General features: G+C 60.9%; 20 protein-coding genes. 10 read left to right on the top strand and 10 right to left on the bottom strand.

Features of this window, described 5'->3' with window-relative positions; all coding sequences use genetic code 11:
* Positions 1-119: 119 nt before the first annotated feature.
* Positions 120-596, top strand: coding sequence for a glutathione peroxidase (locus G5306_RS01350; protein ID WP_236325280.1), 477 nt, complete (start codon positions 120-122; stop codon positions 594-596).
* A 182-nt stretch (positions 597-778) separates the two neighbouring features.
* Positions 779-2182: a DEAD/DEAH box helicase gene (locus G5306_RS01345; protein ID WP_021230569.1), complete on the top strand. Its 1404-nt coding sequence runs from the start codon at positions 779-781 to the stop codon at positions 2180-2182.
* Between the two features lie 98 nt (positions 2183-2280).
* Here the strand turns inward: G5306_RS01345 and hutW are convergent, their stop codons facing one another.
* Complete coding sequence (gene hutW / locus G5306_RS01340; protein ID WP_421312130.1) at positions 2281-3642, bottom strand: heme anaerobic degradation radical SAM methyltransferase ChuW/HutW; 1362 nt, start codon at positions 3640-3642, stop codon at positions 2281-2283.
* Here hutW and G5306_RS01335 point away from each other — a divergent pair.
* Positions 3641-3904, top strand: a complete 264-nt coding sequence (locus tag G5306_RS01335; RefSeq protein WP_421312129.1) for a hypothetical protein — start codon at positions 3641-3643, stop codon at positions 3902-3904. The genes hutW and G5306_RS01335 overlap by 2 nt on opposite strands.
* Positions 3897-5492 carry a methyl-accepting chemotaxis protein gene (locus G5306_RS01330; RefSeq protein ID WP_421312127.1) on the top strand — a complete coding sequence of 532 codons (1596 nt, stop codon included), beginning with the start codon at positions 3897-3899 and terminating at the stop codon, positions 5490-5492. The genes G5306_RS01335 and G5306_RS01330 overlap by 8 nt, the downstream gene beginning before the upstream one ends.
* 134 nt (positions 5493-5626) lie before the next feature.
* Here the strand turns inward: G5306_RS01330 and G5306_RS01325 are convergent, their stop codons facing one another.
* Positions 5627-6643, bottom strand: a complete 1017-nt coding sequence (locus tag G5306_RS01325) for a S66 family peptidase (RefSeq protein ID WP_421312126.1) — start codon at positions 6641-6643, stop codon at positions 5627-5629.
* Between the two features lie 265 nt (positions 6644-6908).
* On the opposite strand from G5306_RS01325, the gene G5306_RS01320 reads away from it, so the two are divergent.
* The 5 genes from G5306_RS01320 (at position 6909) to cysG (ending at position 12450) form a co-directional block, all read left to right on the top strand.
* Positions 6909-7751, top strand: a complete 843-nt coding sequence (locus G5306_RS01320) for a patatin-like phospholipase family protein (RefSeq protein ID WP_042053080.1) — start codon at positions 6909-6911, stop codon at positions 7749-7751.
* A gap of 200 nt (positions 7752-7951) precedes the next feature.
* Positions 7952-9010, top strand: coding sequence for an anaerobic sulfite reductase subunit AsrA (asrA, locus tag G5306_RS01315; RefSeq protein WP_421312125.1), 1059 nt, complete (start codon positions 7952-7954; stop codon positions 9008-9010).
* A gap of 1 nt (position 9011) precedes the next feature.
* Positions 9012-9851 (top strand): anaerobic sulfite reductase subunit AsrB, encoded by an 840-nt coding sequence (gene asrB, locus G5306_RS01310; protein WP_167565114.1) that lies wholly within the window; start codon positions 9012-9014, stop codon positions 9849-9851.
* Between the two features lie 11 nt (positions 9852-9862).
* Positions 9863-10873 (top strand): sulfite reductase subunit C, encoded by a 1011-nt coding sequence (asrC, locus tag G5306_RS01305; RefSeq protein ID WP_040066440.1) that lies wholly within the window; start codon positions 9863-9865, stop codon positions 10871-10873.
* Positions 10874-11070: 197 nt separating this feature from the next.
* The gene (gene cysG, locus G5306_RS01300; protein ID WP_421312123.1) at positions 11071-12450 is read left to right on the top strand and encodes a siroheme synthase CysG; all 1380 of its coding nucleotides are present in this window, start codon (positions 11071-11073) and stop codon (positions 12448-12450) included.
* Between the two features lie 116 nt (positions 12451-12566).
* Here the strand turns inward: cysG and G5306_RS01295 are convergent, their stop codons facing one another.
* The 8 genes from G5306_RS01295 to G5306_RS01260 form a co-directional block, all read right to left on the bottom strand.
* A complete protein-coding gene (locus tag G5306_RS01295; protein ID WP_216953896.1) occupies positions 12567-12884 on the bottom strand; it encodes a heavy metal-binding domain-containing protein in 318 nt (105 codons plus the stop codon).
* A gap of 171 nt (positions 12885-13055) precedes the next feature.
* Positions 13056-13844: a cell division protein DedD gene (dedD, locus tag G5306_RS01290; RefSeq protein WP_227340733.1), complete on the bottom strand. Its 789-nt coding sequence runs from the start codon at positions 13842-13844 to the stop codon at positions 13056-13058.
* 74 nt (positions 13845-13918) lie between these two features.
* Positions 13919-15178 carry a bifunctional tetrahydrofolate synthase/dihydrofolate synthase gene (gene folC, locus G5306_RS01285; protein ID WP_421312122.1) on the bottom strand — a complete coding sequence of 420 codons (1260 nt, stop codon included), beginning with the start codon at positions 15176-15178 and terminating at the stop codon, positions 13919-13921.
* Positions 15179-15180: 2 nt separating this feature from the next.
* Positions 15181-16044, bottom strand: coding sequence for an acetyl-CoA carboxylase, carboxyltransferase subunit beta (gene accD, locus G5306_RS01280; RefSeq protein ID WP_042053089.1), 864 nt, complete (start codon positions 16042-16044; stop codon positions 15181-15183).
* 119 nt (positions 16045-16163) lie between these two features.
* On the bottom strand, positions 16164-16973 hold the full coding sequence (gene truA / locus G5306_RS01275; RefSeq protein ID WP_040066446.1) for a tRNA pseudouridine(38-40) synthase TruA: 810 nt from the start codon (positions 16971-16973) through the stop codon (positions 16164-16166).
* A 188-nt stretch (positions 16974-17161) separates the two neighbouring features.
* Positions 17162-19354 (bottom strand): FimV/HubP family polar landmark protein, encoded by a 2193-nt coding sequence (locus tag G5306_RS01270; protein ID WP_421208310.1) that lies wholly within the window; start codon positions 19352-19354, stop codon positions 17162-17164.
* A gap of 271 nt (positions 19355-19625) precedes the next feature.
* On the bottom strand, positions 19626-20642 hold the full coding sequence (locus tag G5306_RS01265) for an aspartate-semialdehyde dehydrogenase (RefSeq protein ID WP_040066449.1): 1017 nt from the start codon (positions 20640-20642) through the stop codon (positions 19626-19628).
* Between the two features lie 191 nt (positions 20643-20833).
* Complete coding sequence (locus G5306_RS01260; RefSeq protein WP_421312121.1) at positions 20834-21955, bottom strand: 4-phosphoerythronate dehydrogenase; 1122 nt, start codon at positions 21953-21955, stop codon at positions 20834-20836.
* Positions 21956-22202: 247 nt separating this feature from the next.
* Between G5306_RS01260 and G5306_RS01255 the strand changes: the two genes are divergently transcribed.
* A complete protein-coding gene (locus G5306_RS01255; RefSeq protein ID WP_421312119.1) occupies positions 22203-22940 on the top strand; it encodes a phosphatase PAP2 family protein in 738 nt (245 codons plus the stop codon).
* Positions 22941-22989 lie beyond the last annotated feature (49 nt).

The following is a 22989-nucleotide window of genomic DNA, read 5'->3' as shown; positions in this document are numbered from 1 at the left end:
GGGTCTCTTGCCGTAAAAAGAGCCAACCGATACCGTAGTTCCATCACCATCATGCCGTTCATCTGGCACTTATCGCCACGACCGAACACCTCACGGACAACCAAGAAAAGGATCTGCTTATGCCTCTGCCCGATCTCACATTGCAACGACTGGATGGCACCCCCTACCCGCTGACTCAACTGGCAGGCAAGGTGGTGCTGGTGGTCAATGTGGCCAGTCGCTGCGGCTTTACTCCCCAATATGAAGGGCTGGAAACGCTCTATCGGGAACTCGGCCCCAAGGGGCTGGTGATTTTGGGCTTCCCCTGCAACCAGTTCGGCAATCAGGAGCCGGGAGATGCGGACGAGATCGCCCGCTTCTGCTCCCTCGACTATCCGGTCACCTTCCCCATCATGGCCAAGTGCGATGTCAACGGCGAGCATGCCCACCCCTTCTACCAGTGGCTCAAGCAACAGAAACCGGGATTTCTTGGGCTGGAAAACGTCAAATGGAACTTCACCAAGTTCCTGATCGACCGCGATGGCAACGTGGCGGAGCGCTTTGCCCCCCAGGCCAAACCGGAGAGTCTGGCCGAGCAGATCAGCGAGATGCTCTGACCCTCCCGAGCCGTTTTGTGCCACTGCATTGAGCGATTGTATGGCGGCCGGTGCGACAGCTACTGCGCAGCGGCCACTCTTTTGCTATATTACGGCCCCGTTATCTTTTCCATATCGTGGCTGGCCCCAACATGCTGGCTACCCGTTGAGCCAAAGGCTCATCTCAGGAGTGTCTCTCGAACATGTCATTCAACGAACTGGGTCTGTCTCCGCATATTCTGCGGGCCGTCAAGGAGCTGGGTTACGAACAGCCAACCCCCATCCAGCAGCAAGCGATTCCGGCCATTCTGGCCGGTCAGGATGTGCTCGGCGGCGCTCAGACAGGCACAGGCAAAACGGCCGGTTTCACTCTGCCGATGTTGCAGCGTCTGCTGGCCAACCACGGTCGTGGCCGTCGTCAGGTACGCGCACTGGTACTGACCCCGACCCGCGAACTGGCGGCACAGGTGGGCGAAAGCATCATCAAGTATGCCCACCACCTGCCGTTCAAGACTCTCATCGCCTATGGCGGTGTCAGCATCAAGCCCAATCTGGATGCCATCAAGCTGGGTGTGGACATTCTGGTCGCCACCCCGGGCCGTCTGCTGGATCTGCTGACCCAGGGCGCCCTGACCCTGAGCCAGCTGGAAGTGCTGGTGCTGGATGAAGCGGATCGCATGCTCGACATGGGCTTTATCGTCGACATCCGCCGCATCATGAAGGCGCTGCCTGCAGAGCGGCAAACCCTGCTCTTCTCTGCCACCTTCTCAAACGACATCAAGGCGCTGGCGGATGATCTGCTGAACGACCCTACACTCATCGAGGTGGACCCCAGCAATACTGCTGCCGAGCAGGTGACCCAGCGCATCATTCAGGTGGATCGGGAACGCCGCCGCGAGCTGCTCTCCCACATGATTGGCCGTGGCAACTGGCAACGGGTGCTGGTGTTTGTTCGCACCAAGCAGATCGCCGACCGCCTCGCCCAGCAGATGCAAAAAGATGGTCTCAATACCGTGGCGATCCACGGTGACAAGAGCCAGGGTGCCCGCAACCGGGCGCTGGCCGATTTTCGCAGTGGCGAGGTGCGGGTGCTGGTGGCGACCGATATCGCCGCCCGCGGTCTGGACATCGATCAACTGCCCTACGTGATCAACTTTGAACTGCCCCAGATGGCGGAGGATTACATCCACCGTATCGGCCGTACCGGCCGCGCCGGTCGTGGCGGCGAGGCCATCTCGCTGGTCAGTCAGGACGAGCTGGGTCAGCTCAAGGCTATCGAAGCCCTGATCGGCCAATCCCTGACCGTGGAGATCCTGGAAGGGTATGAGCCAAGCGGCAAGCCGAGTCGCCAGACTCTGCCGGGCAGCAAGCCGGTGCAGAACCCGCCTCGGGCTCGCGGTCATGCCAACGCCAAGAGCAGCAATGCCAAGGGCAAGCCAGCCGCGGGCAAGGGCAAAGCCAAGGGTGATGCCAGCAAAAATCCCGCCCAGTCTCCTCAAAACAAGTCCCGCAAGCGGGAAGTGGTGGGCGAGGATATCGGCTTTGCGCCGATGCGCCGCTTGCCCAAAGCAATGCGCGACAGTTATCAGGAGAGCAGCGACGAGTAAGCTCGCACGACGCTAACTGCCAAGCCAAAAGAGGGAGCCTGCAAGGCTCCCTCTTTCGTTGTGGATCACACGGAGCCGTGCAAATGCTCCGCTCGGGCTCAAACCAGCGAATGGCGCACCGCGGCGGTACCATGGCTAGGCGGTGCTGAACCATCAAACGGATTGAGCTGCAAGAACTCGAACAAGCCAGCCTGCATATTGACGTTCCAGAAGCGTCCGGCGAGGGTGAGTTGCAAGCTTGCATTCTCGATCTCGGCCAGCCCGTGCTGCTGCCAGGCGGCAAAAAGCGGCATCAGATGGGTCAGCAAAGGCGCTGGCAGACGATCCAGCGCCAGCACTCCACTGTCGAGGGCGCCACGCAGCAGACCGTCCATCCTTGCATTGGGATTGCGTCCCATCACCATCCCGGGCGCCCGCTTGCCGTTGGCCAGTGCGTCGTGCCAGGGGGCCAGATCCCGGCCATACATCAAGCCGTGGCCAAGAATGCTGCCCCCCGCACCGGCACCAAAGGGGAGGATCTCCGCACCGCGCTTGGCCATCTGGTTATAACGACTCTGCTCGGCCGGACTGCGCCGCCAGTGACTGCAAGAGAGGCGCTCCCAGCCGTGGGCTTCCAGTTGCGCTCCGCCATAGGCATACATGGCCGCCCGCTGCTGGCCATCGGCGAGCCAATCCAAGGTGCCCTTCTCCTGCGCGCGATCCAGATTGGTGCCTTGCATGGCGATGAGCTGGTAGAGATCGACCCCGTGTACACCGCTCGCCATCACATCGCGGATATCCTGCTGCCACACGGCATCATCCTGACCGGGCAGACCAAAGATGAGATCCGCCACGATCACAGCCGCATCATCCCGGGTCAGCTCACCCAGACGGGTCAGCAGCGTCTCCCTGTCATCGAAACGGGCCGCCTGCTGACGCACCCGGGTATCAAAGCTCTGCACCCCGAATGAGAAGCGGTTGAAGCCCCCGGCCAGCGCCACCTGCCATTTCTCATCATCAAAGCCGTTGAGGCGTCCCTCCAGCGTCACCTCGGCATAGGCCGACAACGGAAAACGGCGGATCACGGCGGCCAGCATGGCCAGCTCGTCGGCGCTCATGTCGGTCGGCGTACCGCCCCCCACATAGACGGCTGAAAATGGCATGCTCTGCGCCAGCGGGGTGTCAGCCGCCTGCGCAAGGGAGGCGCACAGAGCGTTGACATAGTGGTTGATCCGCGCCGGGTTGGCGCCATTTTCAAAGAAATTGCAGAAGCTGCAGCGCTTGCGGCAAAACGGAATATGGATGTAGAGGGCGCGCTCCTCAGCTTCACTCTCTCGCTGCCACCAGCTCTGCCAGCCAGCCTCATCCAGCGGGAAGGGGCGCATCCCTCCCCGACTGGCGTGGGCCGAGGTCTTGGCGCTAAAGGCAAACTTGAGGGGATCCGGCGAGGAGATACCGGTCATGGAAGGGGTCAGATTCATGGTGGTCACTATTTTTGTAAATAATAACAATGATAACGATTATCGTTACTGGCATTTTGTTCTGGATCAACCCACAGAGCCGTGCAGCTCGTCGAAGTCATTTTGGCAACCAGCATTACCGATCTGCTTAACAGATTATTTACTAAAGAGCGGTTATGGTGTGCCGATAGAGAACCATCATTCTTGCTCTCCTCGCCTACGCTCAGATGAAGCTGGAACAGATAAAACACAACAACGCATGGAACGCCCCGACTATGCATAACCTCTCCCTGAACTGGAAAATCTTTCTCCCTCTTGCGCTGGTCATCAGCACCACCTTTGGCCTCAGCTTCGAGCTCTCTGCCTGGCTGCAACGGGATCTCGCCATCCGGCTGGCAGAGGAGAAGGTTGAGAGCATGGCCAACACCTATATGGATCAGGTCAACGTGCTGATGATGACAGGTGGCATGGCCAACCGGCAGATAGTGCAGACCAAACTCAAGAGTGAAGCGGGCATTGTCGAGGCTCGTCTGGTTCGAGCCCCGGCCGTCAGCAACCTGTTTGGCCCGGGTTTCCCGGACCAGAAAGCCCAGGACAGCTTCGACGAACGCGCCATCAATCAGGGGGAAACCATCCTGCAGCAACAGGGTAACCAGCTCACCCTGATCAAGCCGTTCAAAGCCTACAAGGAGTATCGCGGTACCCAGTGCACCACCTGCCATCAAGTACCTGAAGGCACTGTCATGGGAGCGGTGCGGATCAGTTACGATCTCAGCCATACCTTCGGCGAGATCCGCCACAACAACCTGATCCTGAGCGGCAGTCTGGCCCTTGTCTTCAGCCTCGGTTTCGGCCTGCTGTGGTGGGTATTGCAACGCTATGTAAAACACCCGCTGCGGCAACTGCAACGTACCATGCTCCAGATGGCCAAAGAGCGTAACCTCGCTATCCCCCTGCTAAACCAGAGTCAGGATGAGCTGGGCCAGATGACCCGTGCCGTCAATGACATGGTGCAGGGCTTCAGGCACAGCCTGCAGGAAGTAGAAGGGGCGACCCATCAGCTCTATCAGGAGTCGAGCCAGATCCGTCAGGTGGCGACCCAGACAGAAAACTCGGCCCGTCAGCAAGAGTCGATGACCACTCAGGTTGCCGCCGCTGTAAGCGAGCTTGCGGCAAGCTCCCACGAAGTGCGCGAACATGCCCGCAAGAGCGCCGAGCTCTCCGCCCTCACCAATCAGGATGCCGCCAATACCAGCCGCCTCGCCCAGCACTCCATCATAGATATGGGCGAGATGTCGGCAGAAATTGATCGGGTGGATCAGGTGATCCAGCAACTCGATAGCCGCTGCCTCGCCGTTGACGGTGTGCTTGAGGTGATCAAGGGGATTGCCGATCAGACCAACCTGCTGGCCCTCAACGCCGCCATTGAAGCGGCCAGGGCCGGCGAGCAGGGCCGTGGCTTTGCGGTGGTAGCCGATGAAGTGCGGGCCCTCTCCAACCGTAGCCGCGCCGCCAGCGAGGAGATCTCCCAGATGATCGCCGCCCTGCAAAACGAGGCCCAAAGCGCCGTTGTGGTGATCGGGGATGCAAAAAGCAAAGCCGGTGAGAGCATCAGCAAGACAGAGGCAACCCTGGCGGCCATGCAAAACATCATTGGACGCATCGCCAGCATCAATGACCTCAACGCCCAGATGGCACAATCAGCAGAAGAGCAGGACAGGGTCTGCAGCGAAGTGGATCACGCGGTCAGCGACATTCGCAATACGTCCAATGACACTCTGGGTCAGGCCCATGCCGCCAACCTCGCCAGTATCCAGCTGGTCGAGCAGTGTCAAAAACTGGAGGCCTTGCTGAAAACCTACCGCTGGTAATCCAGCCAATGGCAACAAGCGCGCTCCCGAGTCGCGCTTGTTGCCACAAACTACCCTTGATGGGCGGTGTCGAGCATTCATCAATCCTCTTCAGCACATAGCATGTGTGCTTCATCTCCCTCGGCAACATAGCCTCAACAGTCATCCCACCAGGGCTCCAGTAGCGTGAGCTGCTGGCGGTCGAGATCAAGCGCCACCTCGACGCCCAGCGGCAACGTCAGCATGGGGTGGGTATGGGCGCAGTCAAACTCCGCCAGAATGGGGAAGTGCGGCGCCCCCACCACCTCCAGCAGGATATCGAGCGGGCGCTTGCCACTGCCCTGATCGTTGAACAGCTCGTGCTTGCCGAGGATAAGGGCGCCGATCCGATCAAACACCCCGCACAGCTTGAGATGGGCGAAGGAGCGCTCCACCGTCTCGGCAGATTTCAGGCTGTCCTCCAGAAGCAGAATGTCGCCGCGCTCGATGGCCGGCATATAGGGGGAGCCCCAGATCCCCGCCATGGTGTTGAGGTTGCCGCCCATCAGCCGCCCCGCTACCCGACCTGTCCCCACAGAGATCAGCCGGTTGGGTTGGCACTGCTTGGCCCGGGTCTGATTTTCCCAATCGAGCCGCTCATCGCTCCATTGCGCGGGTGTGGGTAGCGTGCAGGGGACGCCAGCTTCATCGGCCAATGCAATCTGTAAAAAACTGGCCAGCGTCTCATCCACCAGCGGCGGCAACTCGCCAAAGGAGGCCACCAGCGCCGGGCCATAAAAGGTAACCAGGCCAGTTTGGGCATGGATGCCGAGCAGCAGCGCCGTCACATCGGAGTAGCCAACGATGATCTTGGGATCGCGCTTGAGCGCATCAAAATCGAGATAAGGGAGCAGGGAGTTGGAGTTGCTGCCGCCAATCACCGACATGATGCAGCGCACTTCGGGGTCGCGAATAAGGGCGTTGAGCTCCTCGGCCCGCACGGCGATGGAGCCGGATCGCCAGTGATCCTGCTGGCCGGTGAGGCTGCCCGCCTTGAGCCTAAAGCCCTGCCCCTCAAGAAAGGCTTTTGCGCGGGCAAAACGCTGCGGGGCCCAGGCGGTCGCCGCGCTGGAGGGGGAGAAAAAAGCGATGGTATCGCCACATCGGAGCAGCGGGGGAACCAATAACGTCATGACACACTCATCCTTGCCAATATCCAGCCATCACAGAGTCGTTGAGACTCCTACACAACCCCTTTGATCACAACGGGTTTATCACTATCGTTTAGAAATACAAAACACTTGATTCATTATTAACAGATATTCTAAACACCATCCCCTTCCTAGAATGACCTCATTGCGATGGCCAACCCCGGTTGGTTGTCAGAACGGTCGGCCTGACAGCCCGAACGTTCTCTTTCCCACTTTTTCTCTCTGACTTATCAATGAGGTGCCTGTCATGAACAAAAACGCATCCCCCAGCGCATTGGTTGTAGAAGGCGGCGCCATGCGCGGCATATTTGCCAGCGGCGTGCTGGATGCGTTTATCGAGCATGACTATCGCCCATTTGACTTCGCCATCGGCGTCTCGGCGGGGGCCACCAACTTGCTGGCTTATCTCGCCAGCCAGCATGGCCGCAGCCACGAGATCCTGACCAAACTGGCGTGCAGCCAGCAGTTTATGGATCCCCTGCGTTTTGCCAAAGGAGGCAATCTGGTGGATATCCACTGGCTGTGGAACACCAGCTGCAGCAAGTATCCCCTCGACATTCACGCCTACCGGGAGACCGGCATCCCCTTCTATGCGGTGGTGACCAATACCCTGACCGGCAAGGCGGAGTACATCCGGGTCAAGCCGGAGAACATGAACGAGGTGCTGCCCGCCAGCTGCGCCATTCCCCTCGCCTCCCACGAATACCCGGAGGTACACGGGGTACCGATGACAGATGGCGGGGTGGCCGACTCCATCCCGGTGATCGAGGCCTACCGCCGCGGTGCCCGTCACCTGACGGTGATCCTCTCCGAGCCCCTTGGCTATCGGCTAAAGCCGATGCCCTTCCCCTGGATGATCCGCACCCTGCTCAAGACCCGTCCCGCGCTGGCACAGGCGCTGGAGCAGCGGGATCGCAGCTACAACGAGGCGCTCGATTTTATCGCCAATCCGCCGGAGGACTGCCAGATCGAGGTGATCGCCCCGGCAGACTACTTCCCCGTTTCCCGTTTTACCCGCGATATCAACAAGCTGGAGATGGGATACGTGATGGGCAAGTGCGCAGGCTATCAGGCCGCCCTGCTCAATTGATAAGGGTTTTACAGGCATGACCCGACCTGCCGCGACGCACGCGCCGCCAACACAATAACAATCGGGTCAGTTGAGCAACATGAGTCATAAAAACAGACCGTGGCGAGGCAAGCGCGGCCAGAACCGGTGCCAGACACCCAGACCGGCCCGCTCCTCATCCCTATGCCAGGGCATCTCACCCTCATACAAGGTGTTTATTTATGTCGTTTCTTCTCACCCATCCCGCGCTGGCGCAGCTGTTCGAGCGGCTGCTGCCCGATTACCGGATCATGGCGCCCGCGGCCGAATATCGGGGCGGCCGCTTCTCCGACACCGACAACGTCACCTACCACAGCATCCGCCATCCGGCCGATCTGGTGTGGCAGGAGAAGTCCCACTTCTCCCCGAAAGAGGTGGTGCTCCCCATCACCCAGACCCTGTTCCACTTCGACAATCTGGAGCTGCGCGAATCAAAGGTGGAGGCCAAGCCCACCCTGCTGTTCTTGCGCAGCTGTGATATCCACGCTCTGCGCAGGCTGGATCAGGTCTACCTGAAAAATGGCCAGAACAGCGACGTCTACTACGCCAGACTGCGCAGCAAGCTCAAGCTGGTGCTGCTGGAGTGCCGCGAGAGCTTCGAGAACTGCTTCTGCGTCTCCATGGGCAGCAACGAGACCCAGGACTACGCCGCCGCCATTTGTCTGAGCGATGAGGGTGCCCGCATCGAGGTGAAGGATCCCGAGCTGCTCGGCTACTTTGCCGAACTGGGTGAAGCCGATGACTTCACCCCGGAATTTGTCCAGAGCAACCCGGTCAAGGTACGCACCCCGGACAGCGTCTGTGACGACCCCCAGCGGATCCGCCAGATCCTCACCGCCCATCCGGTCTGGGCCGAGTACGACAGCCGCTGCATCGGCTGCGGCCGCTGTACCACCTCCTGCCCGACCTGCAGCTGCTACAGCGTGCACGACCTCACCTATGCGGAGAACCCCCAGCAGGGCGAGCGCCGTCGCCAGTGGGCCAGCTGCATGGTGGATGGCTTCAGCGACATGGCCGGTGGCCACGGTTTTCGCGCCAAGCATGGCGAGCGCCTGCGTTATCGCGCCCTGCACAAGGTCAACGACTACAAGGCCCGTCAGGGGGAGGAGCACATGTGCGTCGGCTGCGGCCGCTGCGACGATCGCTGCCCTCACTACATCTCCTTTAGCAACATCATCAACAAGATGACCGATGTGGTCGAACAGACCATCGCAGCCGACAACGCGCAGGGGGCGAACTGATATGTGCCAGTGCCAGCAAACCGCAACAGCAGAACCGCAGCAGGACGTGGTCGAAAACCGCCTGCTGCCCAAGGCCTACACCATTCTGGCCATCGAGCGCCACACCGAGCTGGAGTGGAACTTTCGGGTCTCCCGCGACTTTGATGTCCACTACGGTCAGTTTGTGGAGATCTCCCTGCCCACCGTCGGCGAAGCGCCCATCTCGGTCTCCGACTATGGCGATGGTTATGTGGATCTGTTGATCCGCAAGGTCGGCAAGGTGACCGATGCGCTGTTTGCCCTCGATGTGGGCGACAAGGTGTGGATGCGCGGCGTCCACGGCAACGGCTATCCGCTGGAGACCTACCGCAACCAGCACCTCATCGTGGTGGCGGGCGGTACCGGCGTCGCGCCGGTCAAGGGGCTGCTGCGCCGCTTCAGCAAACATCCGGAAGAGGTGAAGTCCCTCGACATGATCCTCGGCTTCAAGAACGAGCAGGCGGTGCTCTATCGCCACGAGATGCCGCTCTGGGCCGAGCGCCAGAACCTTATCGTCACCCTGGATGAGGGCAAGGAGAGCGAGCAGTTTCGCATCGGCCGGGTCACCGACTACATCGAACAGCTGGATCTCGCTGACAAGGAGGATATCCAGGTGATCGTGGTCGGCCCCCCCATCATGATCCGCTTCGTGGTGCTCGCCTTCCTCGAACGGGGCATCCCCAAGGATCGCATCTGGGTCGACTACGAACGCCGCATGGCTTGCGCCGTGGGCAAGTGTGGTCACTGCCGGATGGGCGACACCTATATCTGCGTGGATGGACCGGTCTTTCGTTTTGACCAGGCCCAGCATCTGATCGACTGAGGGAGAACACCATGAGTCTCGATATCGACATCATCAAGGCCCGCGCCAAGAACGAATACCGCCTCTCCAAGGTGCGCGGCGAAGCGATGATCAGCGTGCGTATTCCCGGCGGGATCATGCCCGCCCACCTGCTGGCGGTGGCCCAGCAGATCGCCGAACAGTACGGCAACGGCCTGATCCACCTCACCACCCGCCAGAAGCTGGCGATGCCCGGCATCAAGTATCAGGACATGGACAAGGTCAACGCCGCCCTCGAACCCTTTATCAAGGAGATCGAGGTGGAGACCTGCGGCATCGAGGTAGAGGACACCACAGCCGGTTACCAGACCATCGGCGGGCGCAACATCGTTGCCTGTCAGGGCAACACCATCTGCCAGAAGGGCAATATCGACTGCACCGGGCTGGCCCAGCGGATGGAGAAACACCTCTACCCCAACCCCTATCACCTCAAGATGGTGATCGCCGGCTGCCCCAACGACTGCGCCAAGGCCAACATGGCCGACTTCGGCATCCTCGGCATCGCCAAGATCCACTTCAATGCCGAGCGCTGCATCGGCTGCGGCGCCTGCGTCAAGGCGTGCAGCCACCACGCGGTGGATTGCCTCGCCATCAAGCATGGCAAGGCGGTGAAGGAGGAGAGCAAGTGCATCGGCTGTGGCGAGTGCGTGCTGGCCTGCCCGACCCTGGCCTGGCAGCGGGATCCCAAGCAGCTCTACATGGTCAAGCTGGGGGGACGCACCAGCAAGAAGACCCCCCGTACCGGCAAGCTGTTCCTCAACTGGGTGACCGAAGAGGTGCTGCACGCGGTGATCAAGAACCTGTTCGAGTTCGAGGCCGAGATGCTGGATGGCAAGCCCATCTACCTGCACATGGGTCACCTTATCGACCGGGCCGGTTATCACAAGTTCAAGGAGCGGGTGCTGCGCGGCGTCACCCTCAACCCGGAAGCCATGGTCGCTGACCGCATCTTCTGGGCCGAAGATCAGTACGTCGCCAACATGCACGTCAAAGCGGTGCAATAGGAAAAACCTCGTTTGGGGAAGCGTGATCAAGTGGCCGACACCGGTGGGGATCTGTCGTTGGCCCGGGCGTAGATCACCCTTCCCCTTTTTTATTCCCGTCGGGGGATCTTTCCCCCGACCATCCGGGGTACGTCACGGCGTGCCCTGCTATCTCGCCCGGCGCGGCATTGCGAGCGGGCCAGCATCCGGAGCCTGTTATGGACTTTCTCCCTCTCTTCTGTCAGTTGCAAAACAAGCCGGTCCTGATCGTCGGCGGCGGTGAGGTGGCGGTGCGCAAGGCGCGCCTGCTGCTCGATGCCAAGGCGAAGATAACCATCAATGCCCCGCATCTGGAACCCCAGCTGATGAGCTGGGCCGAGCAGGGTCGCCTGACCGTCTGCGCCGCCGATTTTCATCCCGAACTGCTCGATGGCAAGTGGCTGGTGATCGCCGCCACCAACCAGCCCGAGGTCAACCAGCAGGTCTTTCATGAGGCGAACCTGCGCCAGATCTTCTGCAACGTGGTGGACTCCCCGGCCCACTGCAGCGCCATCATGCCCGCCATCATCGACCGCTCGCCGCTGATGGTGGCCATCTCCAGCGCAGGCGCGGCACCGGTACTGAGCCGCCAGCTGCGGGAAAAACTCGAAGCGTTGCTGCCGCAACACCTCGGCCAGCTCGCTGCGCTGGCGGGCAAGCTGCGCGAGCGGGTCAAACTCATTCCGGACAAGCTGGCCCGCCGCCGCTTCTGGGAGCGGCTCTTTAGCCACGATCACCTCGCCCGCCAACTGGCCCGCGGCCAGCAGCAGGCCGCCGAACAGAGTGTCGCTGAGCTGCTCGAGGAGCAACCGCAGAGCAAGGGAAGCGTAACCCTGGTGGGCGCCGGCCCCGGCGATGCGGGATTGCTTACCCTGAGCGGTCTGCAGCAGTTGCAGCAGGCGGATGTGGTGGTCTATGACCGACTGGTCTCGCAGGAGGTATTGGCGCTTGTTCGCCGGGATGCCGAGCGGATCTTTGTCGGCAAGGAGGCGGGCCGCCACTGCGTGCCCCAGCAGGCGATCAACCAGCTGTTGCTGGAACAAGCGCAGCTGGGCAAACAGGTGGTGCGGCTCAAGGGGGGCGATCCCTTTATCTTTGGCCGGGGTGGCGAGGAGCTGGAGACCCTGGCCGAGGCGGGCATCTCCTTCTCGGTAGTACCGGGCATTACGGCTGCGTCGGGCTGCGCCGCCTACAGCGGCATTCCCCTCACCCACCGCGATCATGCCCAGCGGGTGCAGTTCATCACCGGCCACGACAAGGAGGGCAATATCGCCCAGGAGTGGTCGGCGCTGGCGGCCCGCCGCCAGACTCTGGTCTTCTACATGGGGCTGGCCCACGCCGCCCGCATTCAGGATGAGCTGCAAACCCACGGCATGCCCGGTCATACCCCGGTGGCGCTGGTGGAGCAAGGCACCCAGCTCAGTCAGCGGGTGGTGCGCGGCGAGCTGCAGCAGTTGGCCGAACTGGCCCGTCAGGTGAAGAGCCCGAGCCTCATCATCATCGGCTCGGTGGTCACTCTGGCCGACCAGCTCGACTGGTATGGCAACGACAGAAATTGATCAATAAACGAGAAGGGCCGACAACCGGGTTGTCGGCCCTTGGGCAGCCAGCAGTTATCCACTTTATCCGTGACCCTGCCTGCGACGGCAGTTGTCGGCAACCCTTGCGTGGCGCATCACACCAGCACGGCAGTACCACTGATGCTGACCATCAGCATGCTGCCGTTTTGCCCCACCACTTCGTAGTCGATATCGATACCGACCACCGCATTGGCGCCAAGGGCGGCAGCGCGCTCTTTCAGCTCATCGAAGGCGATGTCGCGGGCACGGGCCAGCTCTTTTTCATAGGCGCCGGAGCGGCCGCCGATGATGTCGCGGATCCCGGCAAAGAGATCCTTGAAAATGTTGGCGCCGAGAATGGCTTCGCCAACCACGATGCCGCGGTATTCACGAATGGTTTTGCCTTCCAGCGTGGGGGTCGTCGAGAGGATCATCTTGAACTCCTGTGAGTAGCAGAAGGCCCCAGACTACCCCAACTGACAGCAAATCCCAACCGGGTGGTGGCCTGTACGACGCCGTCATTAAAAATCACGACGGTCAGATAAAAAACACCGCGCACGGGGCGCGGTGTTTGTTTCAGAGGGCCATTGCAAACGGCAACGCCATTACGGGTTGTAGGAGACCACCGAGCCACTGAGGCCGGTCATCTGGGAGATCCGTCCCTGCATCCCCTGCAGTTTGGCCTTGGAGACATCCGGCCCGATAAAGACACGGTTGAGCTGACCCTGCACCGGTGTGCGCGGCGAGGTGTGGGCAGAGTAGCCCGCCGCCCGCAGCTTGCTCACCAGCGCGTTGACGCTGTCGACGTTCTTGAAGGCACCAAGCTGGAGGATCCAGCTACCCTGCGCGGCCGCGGGTGCAGGTGTGGTCGACTGATTCATCTTGCTTTCAATCAGATCATCGAGGGACTTGATCTGACCCGCCTGTGGTTTGGCTGGCGCAGGTGCCTTGGCCACTTCAACCGGTTTGGCTGGCGTCGGCTTGGGTGCTGGCTTGGGCGGTTCGACCGGTTTTTTGGCCACCACTTCTGGCTTGGGCTGTGGCTTGGGTTGGGCATTCTGTTGCGACTGGACCGGTGCGGCAGGGGTTGTCGCCAGCTGCGCGCCGTTGCCCTGACCGGCGAGGGTCATGGGGTCAGCCACCTCTTCCACTTGCCACTGCTGGGCCGCAGAGGCCTGTTGCTGGCTGGCCAGATGATCGGCGGGCAGGCTGCTGGCTGCCGAGACCTGCAGCGCAGGCTTGGCAGGCTCCAGCTCGGGGCGCAGCGGGATCTTGGCAAAGGCCTCCTCCTTTTGTGCCAGCTTGTGACCATCCAGCAAGTCCGGCAGGAAAATAACAACCAGGGCCACCAGGATGACGGTGCCCACCAGACGGTTTTGAAACTTCGAGGCCAAGTTGAATCCTACCTTTACGTAACTCAATATGCGATTTGGCTCCCCGCCAAAGGGCTGGGGAGCCGGGGTGTGGCCTAGACGGCGACACCCGCCAGAATGTCGGCGACAGTGTAAAACGAACCAAACACAATGACCATATCGTCCGGACTCGATGCGGCCAACGCTGCCTGATAAGCGGCGCTGACATCATCAAACTCCCTGGCAGGCCCCTTGCCCTCTCCCAACGCCGCAGCCAGTTGCGCAGCGGTGGCGGCGCGCGGGCCGGTGAGGCTGGCCAGATACCACTCGCCGATCAGACCGTCGAGCTCAGCAAGGGATCCCGTCATGTCCTTGTCTTTGAGCATGCCGACCACGGCACGGCGCACACCCGTGCAGGGCATCTTGCGCAATTGCGCGGCCAGATAGGCCGCCGAATGGGGGTTGTGGGCTACATCGACGATCACCAGCGGCGCACTTTGCAACTGCTGCATCCGGCCAGCCAGCCGGGCATTGGCAAGCCCGTCACGAATGGCGGACTCCGGCAGCGGCAAGCCGAGGGACTCCAGCGCCGCCAACACGGTCACAGCGTTCATCAGCGGCAGCGCCGGTTTTGGCAGATCCCGCCACTGGTTGAGGCCGTGATAATCCCAACCGCTCTCGTGCTCATCGCCACGAAAATCGATACCGACCTGACGCAGGTTGGCGCCAAGACGCGCCGCTTCGCTCGCGATAGTCGCAGGAGGATTGGGCTCGCCACTGATGGCGGGTTTACCGGCGCGATAGACCCCAGCCTTCTCCACCGCCACAGCTTCGCGGGTATCACCCAGCCAGTCGCAGTGATCGAGGGCAATGGAGGTGATCATCGCCACATCGGACTCCACCACGTTGGTGGCGTCGAGCCGACCACCCAGCCCCACTTCCAGCAGCAGCACATCGGGGGCGGCGCGGCAGAAGAGCCACAAACCGGCCAGGGTGGCGAACTCGAAGAAAGTAAGGGCAATCTCGCCGCGAGCAGCTTCCACCTCGGCAAAGGCGGCGCAGTGATCGCTGTCGGATAGCTCCTGCCCGTTGACCCGCACCCGTTCGGTAAAGCGCAGCAGATGGGGCGAGGAGTAGACGCCGACCTTATAGCCTGCGGCCATCAGAATGCTGGCCGCCATGGCACAGCTGGAGCCCTTGCCGTTGGTGCCCGCCACCGTGATCACCTTGAACGGCAGCTGGGTAAGCCCCATACGCCGGGCGACAGCACCGACCCGATCCAGCCCCATGTCGATATTGACCGGATGGATCTGCTCCAAATAAGAAAGCCAGTCGACAAGCGACCGGCTTTGGGATTGTTGCATGTTTGAACTCATCTTCACTCTTCGATGACGTGAGTATTCAGCATTTTGGCGAGCAGGCTGGCCAGACGGTTACGCATTTCGCGGCGATCGATGATGATATCGATGGCACCCTTTTCCAGCAGGAACTCGGAGCGCTGGAAGCCTTCCGGCAGTTTCTCGCGCACGGTCTGCTCGATAACGCGCGGGCCGGCAAAGCCGATCAGCGCCTTGGGCTCGCCCACGTTGATGTCACCCAGCATCGCCAGACTGGCAGAGACGCCACCCATGGTGGGGTCGGTCAGCACGGAGATATAGGGCAGGCCGGCTTTGGACAGACGATCCAGAGCAGCACTGGTCTTGGCCATCTGCATCAGGGAGAACAGCGCTTCCTGCATGCGAGCACCACCAGAGGCGGAGAAGCAGACCAGACCGCGGCCTTCCTTGATGCACTCCTCGACGGCGCGCACAAAGCGGGCACCGACCACGGAGGCCATGGAGCCCCCCATGAAGGAGAATTCGAACGAACAGGCGACAACCGGTACCCCTTTGAGGGTCCCTTTCATCACCACCAGCGCATCTTTCTCCGCCGTCTCTTTCTGAGCGGCAGACAAACGATCCTTGTAGCGCTTGGAATCCTTGAATTTCAGTACATCCTGCGGCTCCAGCTCGGCACCGATCTCGGTACGACCCTGCTCATCGAGGAAGCTCTCGAGACGGGCGCGGGCGCTGATGCGCATATGATGATCACACTTGGGGCACACTTCGAGGTTGCGCTCCAACTCTGCCCGGTAGAGCACCTGTTCACAAGCACTGCACTTGGTCCACACCCCTTCCGGAATGTTGTGACGACGGGGCGCAGTGATCTTGCTCTTGGGAAGAATCTTCTCAAGCCAGCTCATGGAATTCCTTAATGCTTTTGTGCCTGACAAAACGCATCGAGCCTAGATTGTTCAATGACTTAATAGCTCGATGGCAACAAATGACGGGTCATTAAACCACAATTTTTCGGGCGCAGTTACTAAAAACTGGTCGTACCCGGTGCCGAGTCCGGCAGCCACAGCGGGCCGAGCGGCAACTGCGGCAGAGCAAACTCGGCCGGGTAATCCACGTCGACCAGATAGAGGCCACCGGCCTTGGCGGTCGGCCCGGCCAGATTGCGATCCTTGGCAGCCAGCACCTCGGCAATCCACTCCACCGGTTTGAGCCCCTGCCCCACCAGCAGCAGGGAGCCGGTGATGTTGCGCACCATATGGTGCAGGAAGGCGTTGGCCTTGATGTCGAGCACGATGTAGGGGCCGGAGCGGCTGACACACAGATGGGTCACATTGCGCCACGGGGTGTTGGATTGGCAGGCGACGGCACGGAAGGTGCTGAAGTCGTGCTCCCCCAGCAGGCTCTGGCCCGCCTGGTGCATCAACTCGGCATCGATGGTCTCGTGGTAGTGGCTGACGCCACTGCCGAGGATCGCCGGCCGGTAGTTGTGGTTGTAGATGACATAGCGGTAGCGACGGGCGGTGGCGCTGAAGCGGGCGTGGAAGCTCTCGTCCACCTGCTTGACCCAGCGCACGGCGATATCCGGCGGCAGGTTGGAATTGAGCCCCAGGGTCCAGGCCCCTTCGGCACGGTTCGCCTCGGTATCGAAGTGGATCACCTGACCGGTCGCATGGACACCGGCATCGGTGCGTCCGGCACACTGGATGGAGACAGGGTGGTTGGCAATCCGGCTCAGCGCCGTCTCCAGTTCAGCCTGCACGCTGATCACTTCACGCTGACGCTGCCAGCCGAAATACCGGCTGCCGTCATATTCAATACCTAGGGCAATTCGCATGGATAAACTTGTCTTGTTGTGAAACGCAGTGAAAGAAACGGGGCGGATTATACGCGCTCAACTCGAAAAGTCCCACAAACCGCCTGATTGGCTTGCATGGGCGGAGAATTCACCCTGTGCAAATTGCCATGAAGAAGGGGGCAGCCAATGGCTGCCCCCTTCTTGCTGATCCCGCGACAGGGACAATTTTACCCCAACCGCTTGAGCAGTTTTTCTGCCTCGGCACGCTGATGCTCGGTGCCCTGCTCTGCCGCTTCTTGCAGCAGCTCGCGGGCGCTATCCTTGTCGTCGATCTCGAGGTAAGCGCGGGCCAGATCCAGCTTGGCCCCCACACCGCCGTCATCGGCATCCACATCAAAGCCGGTGGATTCAGGCAACACCTCGGGGAAACCATCGAGCCCCACGTCCAGCGAGAGACCCTGATAGGGCTCCTGCTCCGGCGCGGTGGCATCCGCATCGGCCAGCAGCTTGTCGATCTCGACGTAACCGCTTGCCTGGGCCTGTTCCCTTGGCTGCAATTCTGCCGGATGAGACTCCACTTCGGTAAAGGCATCCTCGAAATCGGAGAGCGCCAGTTCGTTGGGATCCCACTCAAGATCGAGCTCGGTCTCCTTGCCTTTGGTTGGCTCAAGCCCCAACTCGGCCAACATATCATCAGCCGAACCATCCACGCTCAAGTCGATGGCATTATTGCCCTCGCCCGCAGCCGGTTTATCCAGCTCATTTTCAAAATCACCCAGATCAAAACTGGCCAGATCATCAGCAGCCGTACTCTTGCTGCTTGCACTCAACTCCGGTTCCAGATCAGCCGAAAGATCCGCATCCAGCTCGGCAAACAGGGCTGCCTGCAGCTCCTCTTCGCTCATGAGCTCATCAGCATCCCTGGACTTGGGATTGAACTCGCTGGCCAGATCCATGTCGGGTTCATTGGCCAACGCGACAGGCTCATCCAGCGAGAGATCGAGATCCGGCACCAGATCCGGGTCACGACTGGCTGACTGGGCAGCCATTCGCTCCGGCTCGAAACCTTGCAGATCGATCTCGCCATCGTCGCTGAAAACCAGATCAACATCCGGCTTTTTAGCCGGTTCATCTGGCTCGACCGGCATAAAGCCATCAGGGGTATTGAGATCCGGCACCGGGCGTACCGGCTCGTTGTCGGTCACATCGACACTCAGCAGATCGTCAAACTCGCTCTGCTCCTGATCCATCATCATGGCGGTGGACTCGGAGAGGCTCTTCTCCTGCTCCTCCAGCTCGCGACGGGCACGGGCCCGCAGCCACAGAGTCACCAGCGCCAATACCAGCAGCACCGGCAGCAGGATGATCATGGCAAGGTTGAGCGGTGAGGAGAGCAGCTCCATCAGCCAGTGCTGCTTGGGTTCAGGCTCTGCCACCACGGGGGGGACAGGTCTGGCCTTCAGCTCGGCGAGCTCTTTTTGCAGCGCGGTCTGATCCTGCAACTGGGCCTTGAGGGTCTCGACCTCTTCGGTGAGAGATTGCAAGCGCAGTTTGAGCCTGTGGTTCATCTCGGTCACCTGACCGAGCTGGGCATTGGCATCTTCCAGCGCCAGCGCCATCTCGGTGGCCGGTTTGCCCACCGGTTTTTCCAGATCGGAAGGCAGAGGCGCCGGTGTGGTGCTTGCTGCGGCGCTCGTCGCCGGGACTGGGGCCACCGCCTCTTTTGGCGCAGGCTCGCTCGCCTTGACAACATCTTTGGTTTCAGCAGACGGTTGCGGTGCTACGACAGGAGCAGGAATGGGTGCCGCTTTTGCCGCAGGCAAGGGAGCTTGCGCGGTTTTCACCGGTTCGGCTTTGGCAGTCTCAACCTTCACGGGCTTGGCCGCCGGTTTGGCGCCATGGGCCTGCTTCTCGGCGAGATACTTGGGGCTTAACCCCTTCCAGCTGGCGTTGTCGCTGCGGAACTTAGCACGAGCCTGGGCATCGGTGATGACGCTCGCCTCGGCCACGGTCGGCAGCAGGATGCGTGACCCCACCAGAATGTGGTTGATATTGCCATCGGCAAAACTGCGGGGGTTTTTCTCGTAGATCGCCACCATGGTCTGGTAGACGCTGACACTACTGGAGGGACGGTATTTGCTCGCCAGACTCCAGAGAGTATCGGTTGGACGAACAGGGCCATAACTACCGGCATTGGCCGTGACCTGACGTACCACCGGCTGGGCGGTTGCACGTACCGGTTGCGCCACGGGTCTGGCGACCGGTTGCGCCAGCGGCTGGGAATTGACGGCTGGAGGTGCGGGCTCGTCAGGGCCTTTTAGCTCGACAAAAAAAGGCTCCCGCGCAGCGTCTTCAGCCTGGACGGAGCCCAGCAGACCCAATGCGAGTAGCGTTGCCAATGTTATGCGGGAATGTCCCATATTCGTTCCTTCGTATGACGGCCCTATCACATTGAAAAATCTGGATAGTTACCCCAAAACAGTCGGTTCAATATAAATCAGGCTCGCGTCGCAAGCCAGTAGTCCGACACATTTAGCACCCGACTTGACTCTGAGTGTAGGAAAAAACTTAATCAGTTGATATCGCAACAGAATCTTGAAGTGACGGAGTGCGGCATGGGTCACACCCCCGATTTATCACAGGCCAGATGCGCAGCACTCCCTGCTGCCCATCTGTGGCATCTGACCAGCCTTACAGATAGTCGCGAACCAGCAGCTCGGCAATCTGTACACTGTTGGTTGCCGCGCCCTTACGAACGTTATCGGCCACGATCCACATATTGATACCACTCGGGTGAGAAATATCCTGGCGCACCCGACCCACCAGCACCTCATCCTTGCCGGTTGCGTCACGCACCGGGGTCGGATAGTCCCCTTCGTCATCAAACAGGGTCACACCCGGCGCACTGCGCAGCAGGTCCTTGACCTGTTCGGCATCGAGCGGCTGGTGCAGCTCGACGTGTACCGCCTCGGCGTGGCCGTAGAAGACCGGCACCCGCACGCAGGTGGGGTTCACGGCAATGCTGGCATCGCCGAGGATCTTCTGGGTTTCCCATACCATCTTCATCTCTTCACGGGTGTAGCCGTTGTCGGTGAAGCTGTCGATCTGCGGGATCAGGTTAAAGGCGATCTGTTGCGGATAGAGGGTCGGTTCCACCGGACGACCGTTGAGCAGATGAGCGGTCTGACCCGCCAGCTCGCTGACCCCCTCTTTGCCGGAGCCTGACACGGATTGATAGGTGGCCACATTGATGCGGGCAATGCCCACTTCGTCGTGCAGCGGCTTCAGGGCCACCAGCATCTGGATGGTGGAGCAGTTGGGATTGGCGATGATGTTGCGATTGCGAAAATCGGCCAGCGCATCCGGGTTCACTTCCGGGATCACCAGCGGGATATCTTCGTCGTAACGGAAGCAGGAGGTGTTGTCGATGACGATACAACCGTGCTCGGCAGCAATCGGCGCCCACTTGGCAGATACCTCGGCACCGGCGGAGAAGAGTGCGATCTGCACCTGGCTCCAGTCAAACTCCTCCACATCGAGGATCTCGAGGTTCTTGCCGCCAAAGCGCACTGTATCACCGGCGCTGCGGCTGGAAGCCAGCGGATAGAGGGTCGCTACCGGAAATTCGCGCTCTTCCAGGATCTCGATCATCGCCTGACCCACGGCGCCGCTGGCACCCAATACCGCTACGTTAAACTGCTGGCTCATTCTGTTCTCCTCTGATAATGCTGCAATGGCGCCGGGTGGCACCATGGTCGGCAGGCTCCCGCGCTGCGAGATGACGCTGCCTGATATGGCTGAACCGGCGCAGCAGGATCTGCGCCAGCTCAGTAAAAAAGGGGTCGGTGTGGCCGTACGGCTCACTCCTTCCGGTTATCTTCCAGCTCTTGATCCCCGATTCAGGGACGTGACCGCGCAAATCCCAACGCACCGAGATCCTGACTGGCAAACGCGCCCTCGATCTGCAGGGAGGATAGTTCACGGCGCTCGGGATAATGTTTGCGCTGCTCGTCAAAGCTGCCGGACAGGCCGAGTCGGGCCCGGAAACGGGCATCATCGCGGCGCACATCATAGACCAGATGCACCAGCTGCTTGATCAGCGCCTGATCCGGTGCGCGGCCCGGCACCACCACCTGCACATCGGGGGCAGGCAACAGCTGACTCAAATCCTGACGAGGCTGGCGCCCCAGCTGCTGGCAGAGCGCCTGATAGAGCATCCAGGTACCGCGAGCCTTCCCCTCCAGGCTGTAACCGGCGATATGGGGGGTGGCAATCTCGGTATGGGGCACCAGCGCTGCCATTGGCTCGGGCTCGTTCTCCCACACATCCATCACCAGTCGCAAAGGCGCATCGCCCAACTGACGCGCCAGCAGGGCCCGGTTATCCCACACCTCGCCACGGGATGCGTTGATCAGGATCTGCCCGGCAGGGCGCGCGGCAATCTGTTCGGCATCGAGCAGATGGTGGGTCGCATCCGGCCCTTCACGGGTGATGGGCACGTGGAAACTGACGATATCGGCGCCAAGGGCGGTCTGGTAATCGACAAAGCCCGCATCAGGATTATCCCGCGCCCTGGGCGGATCGCAGCGCAGTACCCGCATGCCGAGCGCTTGGGCCTTGCCAGCCACGCACTCGCCGGTATTGCCCGCGCCAATCACCGCCAACGTCATGGCCGAGAGGTCGAGTTCATAGCGCTCCGCCAGCACCAGCAGGGCGGAGAGCACATAATCCCCCACCGAATACTTGTTGCAACCGGGGGCGCTGAAGAAGGGAATATTGCGGCTTGCCAGCAACGCCTTGTCCACATGGTCGGTGCCTATGGTGGCGGTGCCGACAAACCCGAGTTTGGGGCTGGTCGCCAGCAAATCGCCGTTGACGCGGGTGACCGAACGCACCAGCAGCACATCGGCATCGAGCAGATCGCAGGCCTGCATCTGCCGTCCGGGCAAGGGGATCACCTCGCCAAATTCGGCAAACAGCTCCACGGCATGGGGCATATTCTCATCAACGACTATCTTCATCGGGCTCTCTTTGGTCACAACCGCCACGGGGGCGCCATTCTAGCGCAAAGCCGCCCGAGATTTCAGCCTGTGATGCAATCAGGCGCGAAAGGGGACCACATTGTTCGGTGGCCACTCTCTCCTGCCGTTCAAACTGAGGATGTCGCCACAAATGTGTAAGCAGAGGTAACAAACGTGCTGCTCGGCTTTGTCCGGGCATGTCACGGTGGCACAATGCCCCTCTTTTTCGCGATCGACCACACCCACCATGCCGCCACATTTCTCGTCGCTCTCTATCTCCTCACTCACCCGCAGTCAGGTGCTTGGCTTCACTGCCCTGTTGATCCTGCCCCTGCTGATGCTCGCCACCCTGCCCTGGCAGCCTTTTCTGACCGGTTCACTGCAGTCAGGCTGGCTATGGTGGTTATACGCCCTTACCCGCATGGTCGATATTCCCGGGATCGGGGTCAGTGGCGCCCTCTTGCTGTTGCTGACCCGCTACAAACTCAAACTGAAGCTGACCCCCTTCATTGCGCTGGGATGCGCGCTGGCAGCCCTGCTTGCCAGCGACTGGGTGATCAAGAGCCTGGTCAAACACCTGACCGAAGAGCCCAGACCCTACCTGCTCTGGCTGGAGGGTCAGGGGCTGATCCCGGCCATTAAAAGCTTCTACGCCAGTAGCGTCGATGTACGCAGTGAGCAGGTGCATGCGGCCAGCCAGTTGCTGGCCCTGCCAGAGTGGCTCGGCCACCACTGGCAAAAGGAGGTGAATTACGCCTTCCCCTCCGGCCACAGCATCGCCGCCATCAGCCTGGCCCAATTTTTCGGCCTTATCTGGCTGGCCCGCGCTCCCACGGGCGTCTGGCTGCTGCCTCTGTGGGCACTGGGAATTGGTCTGTCGCGCATGGTGATGGGGATGCACTGGCCGGTGGATGTGCTGGCCAGCGCCCTGCTGGGGTCGTTCACGGCGTTGATAGCCGCCCGCTGGTGGCTGCACAGATATTGAATCCGGCACCATCTTGCCGCTGTCTCCTGCGTGGGATGGGAGGACAAGC

The sequence above is a fragment of the Aeromonas sp. 603404 genome (assembly GCF_049171775.1).
Taxonomy (GTDB): domain Bacteria; phylum Pseudomonadota; class Gammaproteobacteria; order Enterobacterales; family Aeromonadaceae; genus Aeromonas; species Aeromonas veronii_A.
Note: the sequence above shows the minus strand (reverse complement) of the source record. Positions and strands in the feature narration are given on the sequence as shown.